At 69.8% G+C, this 1651-nt stretch carries 2 pseudogenes; both read right to left on the bottom strand.

The features are described 5' to 3' along the window. Window positions 1-115, bottom strand: a pseudogene (locus PV350_RS46510) (aldo/keto reductase); the annotation flags it as partial. A gap of 257 nt (window positions 116-372) precedes the next feature. After that, window positions 373-1651: pseudogene (locus tag PV350_RS46505) on the bottom strand (S8 family serine peptidase); the annotation flags it as partial.

Below are 1651 nucleotides of genomic sequence, written 5' to 3'. Positions count from 1 at the left end.
CCCAGGCGGCATCCAACGTGGCCGTCACTTCGTCGTCCGGCACGGCACGGAACATGTTGCCCATGGGGGCCGTACCGAAGCCGATACGGTCAGGAAGAATATTGCCGAGGCTCATGCTGGGACCTTTCGGAGCATTCCATCCACTCTCGCCGCTTTTGGTGTGTTATCTGCTTACCGTAGATCATGAGTGCCACAAGACCCTGTCGTCAGGGCGTCAGCGTGTCCCGCAACGTCTCGGCGTTCTGTGGTCTGTCTGCGGGTGGCGTGGCGCACACTCGGACGTGGATGCGGACAGCGTGACGCGGTACGAGTAGGGCCCTTGCCCCCGGTACCGCACCGGGGGCAAGGGCCCTACGTCCGTCGTGCCGTCGGCTACTTGATACCGAAGGCGCGGATCAGGGTCTGGCTGACACTGTTCCCCTTCGAGTCCCGGGCCGTCGTCCGCAGGCTCGCGAAGCGGGCCCGCGACGGCGCGTCGAGCTGTGCCTTCCAGCCGCCGCCCGACTGCCGCAGCGTCGTCCTGCGCCAGGTGGCGCCGTCGTCGTACGACACCTCCAGGTTCACCGTGCGGATCGCCCCCGCGCCCGCCGCGCCCTTCAGGTGCGAGGCGGTGACCGTCAGCGCGGTGCGCCGCTTGGCCTTGCCGGACAGGTCGGTGGCCACCGCGTAGTCGAGCTGGACCAGCGGCAGGGGCGTGATGGCCGAGTAGTCCGTCGTGCTCGAGGTGAAGCCCCACTCGGTGCGGGTGCGGGTCGAGTACGGGCGGTCCGGCAGGTCGCGCTTGCCCTCTACGACGATTCGGTAGAGCTGCGGGTCCGGCGATACCTCCTCGGCGGTGACGGGCCACTCGTTGTACGCCTCACCGAGCAGCTGGTCGCCCTGGTACAGCGAGACCTTCGACGTGTCGCCATCAGCCCAGGTAAGACCTGCGTGACCACCGGAGTCACCCCAGGCCGGCAGCGTGGAGGTGCTGATGACGTCACCGACTCGGAAGGGGGCCGTCCAGTTGATGCCGTCGTTGAGTACCCGCGGGCGCTGGATCGGCGCGAACCAGGCCTCGCTGATGGTGCTGCGCGGCTTGTACGTGCGGGCCTCGCCCCGCTGGTTGAGGTCGGGCATGGCGGCCGCCGAGATCCAGCGGGTGCCGTCGCCCGCCGTGACCCAGGACGTGAGGGTGCCCTGGGCCGCAACCTGCGTCGGCTGCAGCTGCATCGACCCGCCGACGAGAGATGCGTCCTCTCGGTACTCGACAGCCCCGGCCTGCGAGGTGTTGCGGAACGACTCGTCGATGCGGGCCAGGTCCCCGGGACGCGGACGGTAGGACGGGTCCTTCGGGACCGCCCCGTCATGGCGGCGGATCAGGTCGTACAGATAGCGCGGGTACGGGTGCGAGACCACCTTCAGCGTCGCGGTGCCGTGCCCCCGGAGCCGGCTCAGCAGCCGTGCGCTGTCGTCGGTGCCGAGCGAGGCCACGGGCAGCGGGGCGCCCTTGACGAGGTCAGCCCAGGCATCGAGCTTGCCGTAGCCGTCGTTCAGGATCAGCAGCTGCCGTGCGCCGGCCTTCGCCGCCGCGGCGGCCTGGTCCGGGGCGGACACCGTGTCGCTGCGGCGGACGACCGCCACCTGGCCGCGCACCTTGAGCCTGCGGAAC

It is taken from the genome of Streptomyces sp. PA03-6a (assembly GCF_033792765.1).
GTDB lineage: Bacteria > Actinomycetota > Actinomycetes > Streptomycetales > Streptomycetaceae > Actinacidiphila.
Note: the sequence above shows the minus strand (reverse complement) of the source record. Positions and strands in the feature narration are given on the sequence as shown.